The 7896-nt window shown below is 58.6% G+C and carries 6 protein-coding genes; 3 read left to right on the forward strand and 3 right to left on the reverse strand.

Annotation, left to right across the window (positions count from 1 at the left end; translation table 11 throughout):
* The first annotated feature begins 38 nt into the window (after nt 1-38).
* Nucleotides 39-2546 carry a heavy metal translocating P-type ATPase gene (locus tag BFN67_RS05090; protein ID WP_080918553.1) on the forward strand — a complete coding sequence of 836 codons (2508 nt, stop codon included), beginning with the start codon at nt 39-41 and terminating at the stop codon, nt 2544-2546.
* Nucleotides 2547-2607: 61 nt separating this feature from the next.
* A complete protein-coding gene (cueR, locus tag BFN67_RS05095; RefSeq protein WP_080918554.1) occupies nt 2608-3057 on the forward strand; it encodes a Cu(I)-responsive transcriptional regulator in 450 nt (149 codons plus the stop codon).
* 509 nt (nt 3058-3566) lie between these two features.
* On the opposite strand, the gene BFN67_RS05100 is transcribed toward cueR, so the two are convergent.
* A complete protein-coding gene (locus tag BFN67_RS05100) occupies nt 3567-4145 on the reverse strand; it encodes a TetR/AcrR family transcriptional regulator (RefSeq protein ID WP_080918555.1) in 579 nt (192 codons plus the stop codon).
* 107 nt (nt 4146-4252) lie between these two features.
* Here BFN67_RS05100 and BFN67_RS05105 point away from each other — a divergent pair, with 107 nt between their 5' ends.
* Nucleotides 4253-5695 carry a dihydrolipoyl dehydrogenase family protein gene (locus BFN67_RS05105; RefSeq protein WP_080918556.1) on the forward strand — a complete coding sequence of 481 codons (1443 nt, stop codon included), beginning with the start codon at nt 4253-4255 and terminating at the stop codon, nt 5693-5695.
* 547 nt (nt 5696-6242) lie between these two features.
* On the opposite strand, the gene BFN67_RS05110 is transcribed toward BFN67_RS05105, so the two are convergent.
* Together BFN67_RS05110 and BFN67_RS05115 are read right to left on the reverse strand one after the other, a co-directional pair.
* Nucleotides 6243-6473, reverse strand: a complete 231-nt coding sequence (locus BFN67_RS05110) for a hypothetical protein (RefSeq protein WP_080918557.1) — start codon at nt 6471-6473, stop codon at nt 6243-6245.
* A 290-nt stretch (nt 6474-6763) separates the two neighbouring features.
* Nucleotides 6764-7807, reverse strand: coding sequence for an IS110 family RNA-guided transposase (locus BFN67_RS05115; RefSeq protein WP_080918558.1), 1044 nt, complete (start codon nt 7805-7807; stop codon nt 6764-6766).
* Nucleotides 7808-7896 lie beyond the last annotated feature (89 nt).

Here is a 7896-nt window from a genome sequence, read left to right on the forward strand (position 1 = left end):
TCCGAACGTGAATTTCGGAACGAGAAAAGGAGGCGGCTATGAATGCCCCCGTTCGAACTGCGGACACCAGAAACGCGGCAATTTCCCTGTCAATAGAAGGCATGACCTGTGCATCCTGCGTCGGTCGTGTCGAACGAGCCCTCAAGGCCGTCCCCGGCGTTGCCGATGCGGTCGTCAACCTGGCGACCGAAAAGGCAAGCATCACGACGAATGCTCCCGTCGATCGCGCCACGCTCGTCAAGGCCATCGAGGATGTCGGCTATGAGGTTTCGGAGAGCCCTGCCGCACAAGCGGCCGCCTCGCTTGAAGTCGCGATCGAGGGCATGACCTGCGCCTCCTGCGTGGGTCGCGTCGAGAAGGCCCTGAAGGCCGTGCCGGGCGTCACCAACGCCGTCGTCAACCTCGCGACCGAGAAGGCCACGATCCAGGGAACCGCAGACACGGCAGCCGTGATTGCGGCGATCGAGAATGCGGGCTACGACGCCAAGGTGATCTCAGCGGCAACCGGGTCGAGCCAGGCCGAGACGGATGACCGCGCCGAGAAGAAGGAAGCCGAACGCCGCGAGCTGACCCGCGACTTCACCATCGCGGCGGTGCTGACCGCTCCGGTCTTCCTTTTGGAAATGGGCTCGCACCTCATTCCGGGCGTGCATGGCGTGATCGAATCCACCATCGGCATGACGAACAGTTGGTATCTCCAGTTCGTGCTGACGACGCTGGTGCTGTTCGTGCCGGGCATCCGCTTCTATGACAAGGGGCTTCCCGCCCTCTGGCGTCTGGCGCCGGACATGAACTCGCTGGTGGCAGTCGGCTCGCTCGCGGCTTACGGCTATTCGCTGGTCGCGACCTTCGCGCCGGGCTTCCTGCCCGCAGGGACGATCAACGTCTATTATGAAGCCGCCGCGGTCATCGTCACGCTGATTTTGCTCGGCCGGCTGCTCGAAGCCCGCGCCAAGGGGCGTACCTCGGAAGCGATCAAGCGTCTGGTCGGCCTTCAGGCCAAGACGGCGCGCGTCCGCCGTGACGGCAAGACGGTCGATCTTCCGATCGACTCCGTGCTGTCGGGTGACATCGTGGAGGTCCGTCCCGGCGACCGTATCCCGGTCGATGGCGAGGTCATCGAGGGCGAAAGCTATGTCGATGAATCCATGATCACCGGCGAACCGATCCCGGTTTCCAAGACGAATGGTAGCGAGGTCGTCGCCGGCACCGTGAACCAGAAGGGCGCCTTCGCGATCCGCGCCACGGCGGTCGGCGGCAACACCGTGCTGTCGCAGATCATCCGCATGGTTGAGGAAGCACAAGGCTCGAAGCTGCCGATCCAAGCGCTGGTCGACAAGGTGACGATGTATTTCGTGCCGGCTGTCTTCGCCGTCGCGGCTCTGACCTTCGCGGCATGGCTCTATTTCGGACCGTCGCCGGCGCTCACCTTCGCGCTGGTCAATGCGGTCGCCGTGCTGATCATCGCCTGCCCGTGCGCCATGGGTCTGGCTACGCCGACCTCGATCATGGTCGGCACCGGCCGGGGCGCGGAGCTGGGCGTACTCTTCCGCAAGGGTGAAGCGCTGCAACTGCTGAAGGACGCCAGGGTCGTGGCCGTCGACAAGACCGGCACGCTGACCGAGGGCAAACCGGCCCTGACCGACCTCGAGCTGGCCGCCGGGTTCAACCGGACAACGGTGCTGGGTCTGGTCGCGGCCGTCGAGGCCAAGTCGGAACACCCGATCGCCCGCGCCATCGTGGATGCGGCCGAGGCGGAAGGCATCGCTCTTCCTGCCGTGTCTGGTTTCGAATCGGTGACCGGCTTCGGCGTGAAGGCCGTGGTTGACGGCAAGCGTATTGAGATCGGCGCAGATCGCTACATGGTCGAGCTTGGCCATGACGTTGCGGGCTTCGCTGCCGTGGCCGAGCGCCTTGGCAACGAGGGCAAGTCGCCGCTCTATGCCGCGATCGACGGCAGGCTCGCGACGATCATCGCGGTCGCCGACCCGATCAAGGCGACGACGCCGGCCGCGATCAAGGCTCTGCACGATCTCGGCCTGAAAGTCGCAATTATCACCGGCGACAACAAGCGCACGGCCAAGGCCATCGCTGCGCGCCTGGGCATCGACGAGGTGGTGGCGGAAGTGCTGCCGGACGGCAAGGTCGAGGCGATCCGTCGCCTCAAGGCCGAGCACGGCAAGGTCGCCTTCGTCGGCGACGGCATCAACGACGCCCCGGCGCTCGCCGAGGCGGATGTGGGCCTCGCCATCGGTACGGGCACGGATATCGCCATCGAGGCGGCGGACGTGGTGCTGATGTCGGGCAGCCTGACCGGGGTGCCGAACGCCATCGCGTTGTCCAAGGCGACGATCGGCAATATCCGGCAGAACCTGTTCTGGGCCTTCGCCTACAATACGGCCCTGATCCCGGTCGCCGCCGGCGCGCTCTATCCGGCCTACGGCATCCTACTGTCGCCGGTCTTCGCCGCCGGCGCCATGGCCCTGTCGAGCGTCTTCGTGCTCGGCAATGCGTTGCGGCTCAAGACTTTCAAGGTCACAACCTAATGAAACGAAGCAGCCGACCCTATATTCGGGGTCGGCTGTCGTACCTTACGGGAGAAAACGCATGAATATCGGACAAGCCTCCAAGGCATCCGGCGTCTCGGCCAAGATGATCCGCTACTACGAGCAGACTGGCCTCATTCCGGCCGCCGATCGGAAGTCTTCCGGCTACCGCGACTATTCGGACACGGACATTCACATGCTGCGCTTCATCCGACGCGCACGGGATCTCGGCTTCTCGGTCGCCGAGATCAGCGATCTTCTCGGCCTGTGGCGCGACGAAACGCGGCAGAGCGCCGAGGTCAAGCGTCTGGCGCAGAGCCACATCGACGCGCTGGAGAAGAAGATCGCGGACATGCAGGACATGGCGCACACGCTCACGATGCTGGTGAACGCTTGCAAGGGCGACCATCGCCCGCATTGCCCGATCCTCCAGCGTCTTGAAACCGATCAGGACGATGAGGACCTCACGGTCCAGCCGCGCAGCGGTGCGATTGCTCGTTCCGTGCAGTAGAGTAACACTCGGCCCGTTCGCCTAACCTAAGCGGCCTGATGTTTTCGTCCCTGCCAGATATGGCGGGGACTTGTCGTTTCAGGCTTGGGGTTTGCGCGCCGCCTGCCAGAGGAGCGGCACAAAGATTAAAGAGACCGGGGGAACAGCATCCAGTTAATCGCAACATCGCAGGATATGTGCAGGATTGTGTGTACCAGAAACAAAACGGCAGTGATCTTAAGCGAGACTAGGGACTCTTTCGCGCTTTGCAACTTGGGGCATGCGGCTATTGGTGAGGCAGTCCGCGGCCATTATCGTTGCGCCGAAAGGCTGAAGTGTCAGTCAATCCCCATGATGCACCATATCTACCATTGGCACTATGAGACTGAACGGGTTCGTACCAGACGATCTGCTGTTCAAACTGGAAGATTTGCGCGCAGACATGATTGAATAAATGTTATCCTCAACGCTAAATGAGGTCTTTTTCCGCGCCTTCTTGCTCAGAAAATACAAATTCTTCGGCACGTTCCTTACACTTTGACTTGTGTAGAAAATAGTCGCTTCGCAGCCGCTTTGGCTTTCAATGCGGCGTCAGCATCGGATGCAACATGGGCTCTCACTATGGCACCTTCGATCAGCATCGCGATTGTATCGGATATTTCGAGCTTGGATTCTTCATAGGGAAGCATCTGGGCGACGTGAAATCTTATCAGCTTCATCATTTCCATCTTATTGCGCGCGCATTTCTGATGGATCGGATCATTCGGGTCGCTGAACTCGGCGGCCACGTTGATGAAATAGCATCCGTAAAAAGCCTGTACTGATGGATCACGACCTTTGAACAAATCATCAAGCGCATCAAAAACTGCCCATAATGCTTCCTCTCCGTCCTCAACATTTTCCAGACGCCCATTTAGCCATGAAAAATAACGCCGATCGCAGTGATCGATTGTAGCCGCGACAAGGTCGTCCTTGCCAGGAAAATGATTGTAGAGAGTCTTCTTGGCCACGCCGGACTCTGCCAGCACACGATTGATTCCGACCGCGTGGACACCGTGCCGATAGAATAGCTGAAAAGCGGTGGTGATCAGTTGCTCTTTCTTGTCCATCCGACCCGTCTCTGTTGTGTTTTATCGTATCTTGACACAAGGAGACCGATTTGTCTATCTATCGGCAAGGAGACAAATCGGTCTCCTTGTGTTTCTAGAGGTGTCTTATGCAACAAAACTCACAAATTATTGATCAAAAAGAGGTTTTATCCTACGATCTGGTTACGATTGGGTCGGGATCAGCGGCAAGAGCCGCTGCGAACGAAGCGCGACGACTTGGCAAGACCGTTGCGATGATTGAAAATGGCGTAGCGGGTGGAACCTGCCTGAATATCGGCTGTGTTCCTTCCAAGTTTCTGATCGCCGCCGCAGCGACGCGTCTGTCGGCACAGCGACCGCGGTTTCAGGGACTCGAAACTTCGGCCGGCGCCGTTGATCTGGCGCAACTTGTTGCAGACAAGGATCTTATGATCGGCGGATTCCGCGAGACATTTCATGTAAAAGGCCCGGCTGAGGCTGGCATTGATGTCATACGCGGTACTGCCTCCTTCTCTAGCTCTGATACAACTGCCGTTGTGCGGGTAATTGTAACCAATCAGGCGAATGACGTCATCAACGTTCATGCCAGACATGTTCTGATTGCAAGCGGAGCAAGCCCGTTTGTTCCCGATATTCCCGGTCTTGCCGAGATCGATTACCTAACCTCTACGTCGGCGATGTCTCTTGCTCGTGTGCCTGAGTCATTGTTGGTAATAGGAGGGAACGCGATTGGACTGGAACAGGCGCAGATGTTCTCGCGTCTAGGTGCTAAGGTTACTGTAGTGGAAATGGCGCCACGTATTGCTCCGTTCGAGGATACTGTCATATCCGCAGTCCTCAAGCAGGCGTTATCGGAGGAAGGCATCGAGATTTATGAAGACGCCAATCTGACCGGAATTGCAAATGCTTCCAATGGTATTGCCGCATCCGTCACGGTCAGGGGCGAAGAGTTAAAACTTTTTGCAGATAAAGTTTTATTTGCTACTGGTCGGCGCCCAAACACCGCCGGCCTTGATCTGGATAGGGTCGGCATAACCATTGGCCCGCGCAACGAGGTGGTTGTGGACGAGTACCTGCGTACATCCAACCCGCGTATCTGGGCGGCCGGCGACGTGACGGGATTAGCGCAACTGGTCTATGTTGCTAGCGAGCAGGGCACAACTGCTGCGCACAACGCCCTGACGGAAGAGTTCCGCTCGCTTGATTATACTGCACTACCGCGCGTGACCTTTACCGCGCCCGAAGTTGCGACCGTAGGTATCACGCCGGTACAAGCAGAAACAGCAAAAATTCCTTATGAGGTCCGAGAGTTCCCGGTATCCTTCGTGCTGCGCGCGATTGTCAGTCGCCATGCCAGTGGTATTATCAGGCTGGTGTCTAACCGGGAAACTGATAAAATCCTTGGTGTGCATATGGTTGGCGAATCTGCCGGTGAAGTCATTGCCGCCGCAGCCTATGTCATGTCCGCTGGCTATACAGTCAAGCAATTGGCATCGCTATGGTCGCCTTACTTTACTATGGCGGAGTCGCTAAAGAACGTCGCGAAAACAGTTCCCGTATTTCAGGGGTAAACGTACTCCTCCGATCGGTTGTTGCTCGGCCCGAGACCTCCGCAATTCTTGTAGGTGGTAGGCAACGGGTCGGGCGATTGTCCATTCTCTCTTGGGTGGAAGCCAGCAATGGCCAATATCCTTGGTGCGATTGTCGGGTTCACGGCCGGACGCCTGCAAATGACGATAGGAAGGATCGCCGAAACGGCGAAGTCGATCTGGACGCAATCGGTGGTGGCAGGACCTAGATTATCAAGCAAACCAGGGCGATAAAAAACTGTCGGTCCGGTCGCGTCGATGTAAGATTTCCGGCCTAATGCCGTAAGCGGGGTATTTTAGCGCCGATGGAAACACTTGATACCAATGGTACTCACCCGGTTGGCGATTGAGAAAGCTATGTTGTTTAAGTCAGCAGCGCTGACCAAAGACAAGGCGATGTAGGTTAACATCAATCCTACCAAGATCAGACTGCATCGTCACAAGCGTGACGGAAAAGAATGCCGCGAGGGACACATTCAAGCAGGCCACCAGCGTACTCAATCACCAGAACCGCGATCATGCGGCGACATTATCTGAAACGCGGCCATTCAGTATGATGGCGGTCAATGACAAAGGCGTGGCGATGCCGATATCCGTTGTCGACTGTGATCGCATTCAACAGGTGGGGATGGCTCACTTCAAGCGTTTCATGCGTATGGTCGAGTTCTTCGGGATCTGCCGCGGGCCAGAGGCGGACTGCTACCGATACGGCCAATGCGGCCATCAGTCCGAGCGCGACAAAGGTGAACGGGAGACCCATTGCCGCGCCAAGCCAACCCGCGTATGTGGAACGGCCCGCGGTGCAAGGATGCTTTTCAGTCGATTTCACCACATGAGGACGGTGCGGTCATATGTCCGGCCTACTGGTGCGGTCATGACCGCTGGCCTCGATGAAGTCCGCGAAGCAGGTGGCTGGATCAAGGGGGCGCGCTTTGTGCGCGTCACGGGTTTCGGCCTGTCCTGTTTCGGGATTTCGTCCCGTGGTTCATCGTCTGTTGTGCACCTCACCTGCCGGGGGTCGCCGGGCAGCTCGTCTCGGCGGTCCTGCGCTTATGCGGCGACAGGTCCTGCCTCGATTCCTGTTGGATCTCGGTAGATTCCACCTCTGGTCAGCAATACCCAGATCATCCGGGCGATCTTATTGGCGAGCGCCACCGCCACGACCTTGAAGGGTCGCCGCGTGAGCATGTTCTTCAGCCACGGCCAAACTCGGTCGCGATACTGCACATGACGTAGCACCGATGCCGCCCCCGTCGTCAGCAATGATCGCAGCACCGGATTGCCCATCTTCGATATTCGCCCTAACCGTTCTTTGCCGCCGCTGGAATGCGCTTTCGGGGTGAGCCCGATCCAGGCTGCAAAGTGGCGAGCGGATTTGAAGCCGGCGGGATCGGGAACGAATGCCTTTACGGCCATGGCGATAATGGCGCCAACGCCAGGGATGGTCGCGAGGCGCCGCATCTCATCATCCTGCTTGGCCTGGATGACGATCTCACGTTCGAGTTTGTCGATCTGTGTGGCGAGCATCTCGATCTGATTGATGATTTCGGTCAGGGCAAAGCGCGCAGCCGGAGGAAGTCGGGTGTCTTCCTCATCCCGGATGATTGGCGCCAATGCTTTGACGTTGGCGATGCCGGTCGGAGCGATGATACCCAGCTCTCCCAAATGGGCGCGCAATGCATTGATCGCTTGTGTCCTCTGACGCACCAGTAGGGCCCGCGTTTTGAGCACCATCACCGCAGCCTGCTGCTCAGCCGTCTTAACCGGGACGAACCGCATCGTCTTTCGCGTCACCGCCTCAGCGATGGCTTCTGCGTCGGCGGCGTCGGTCTTGCCGCGCTTGACGAACGGCTTGACGTATTGAGGCGGTAGCAGCCTGACATCGTGGCCGAAGGCCGAGATCTCACGCGCCCAGTAGTGCGCACTGGCGCAGGCTTCCATCCCGACCAGGCACCGTGGCAATCTCTCGAAGAAACGCAGCACCTCGGCGCGACGAAGCTTCCGGTTGAATAGCGGAGTGCCCTCGGCATCCGCGCCAAAAGCCTGGAAAACGTGCTTCGCCAAGTCCAGTCCAATAGTGGTAACATCTTTCACGGAACGGTCCCTCCTTGTGGCGTTTGCGACAACGACCACCTTTTAGCACTTCGATGCTGTCGGAGCGGGCCGTTCCACCTCATCAAGGG

The sequence above is a fragment of the Manganibacter manganicus genome, assembly GCF_002075885.1.
GTDB lineage: Bacteria > Pseudomonadota > Alphaproteobacteria > Rhizobiales > Rhizobiaceae > Mesorhizobium > Mesorhizobium manganicum.

What these genes read in the sequence shown, in the direction of transcription:
- BFN67_RS05110 (WP_080918557.1), bottom strand. Translation starts at nt 6,473, where the DNA reads ATGGGTCTCCCGTTCACCTTTGTCGCGCTCGGACTGATGGCCGCATTG.
- cueR (WP_080918554.1), top strand. Translation starts at nt 2,608, where the DNA reads ATGAATATCGGACAAGCCTCCAAGGCATCCGGCGTCTCGGCCAAGATG.
- BFN67_RS05105 (WP_080918556.1), top strand. Translation starts at nt 4,253, where the DNA reads ATGCAACAAAACTCACAAATTATTGATCAAAAAGAGGTTTTATCCTAC.
- BFN67_RS05100 (WP_080918555.1), bottom strand. Translation starts at nt 4,145, where the DNA reads ATGGACAAGAAAGAGCAACTGATCACCACCGCTTTTCAGCTATTCTAT.
- BFN67_RS05090 (WP_080918553.1), top strand. Translation starts at nt 39, where the DNA reads ATGAATGCCCCCGTTCGAACTGCGGACACCAGAAACGCGGCAATTTCC.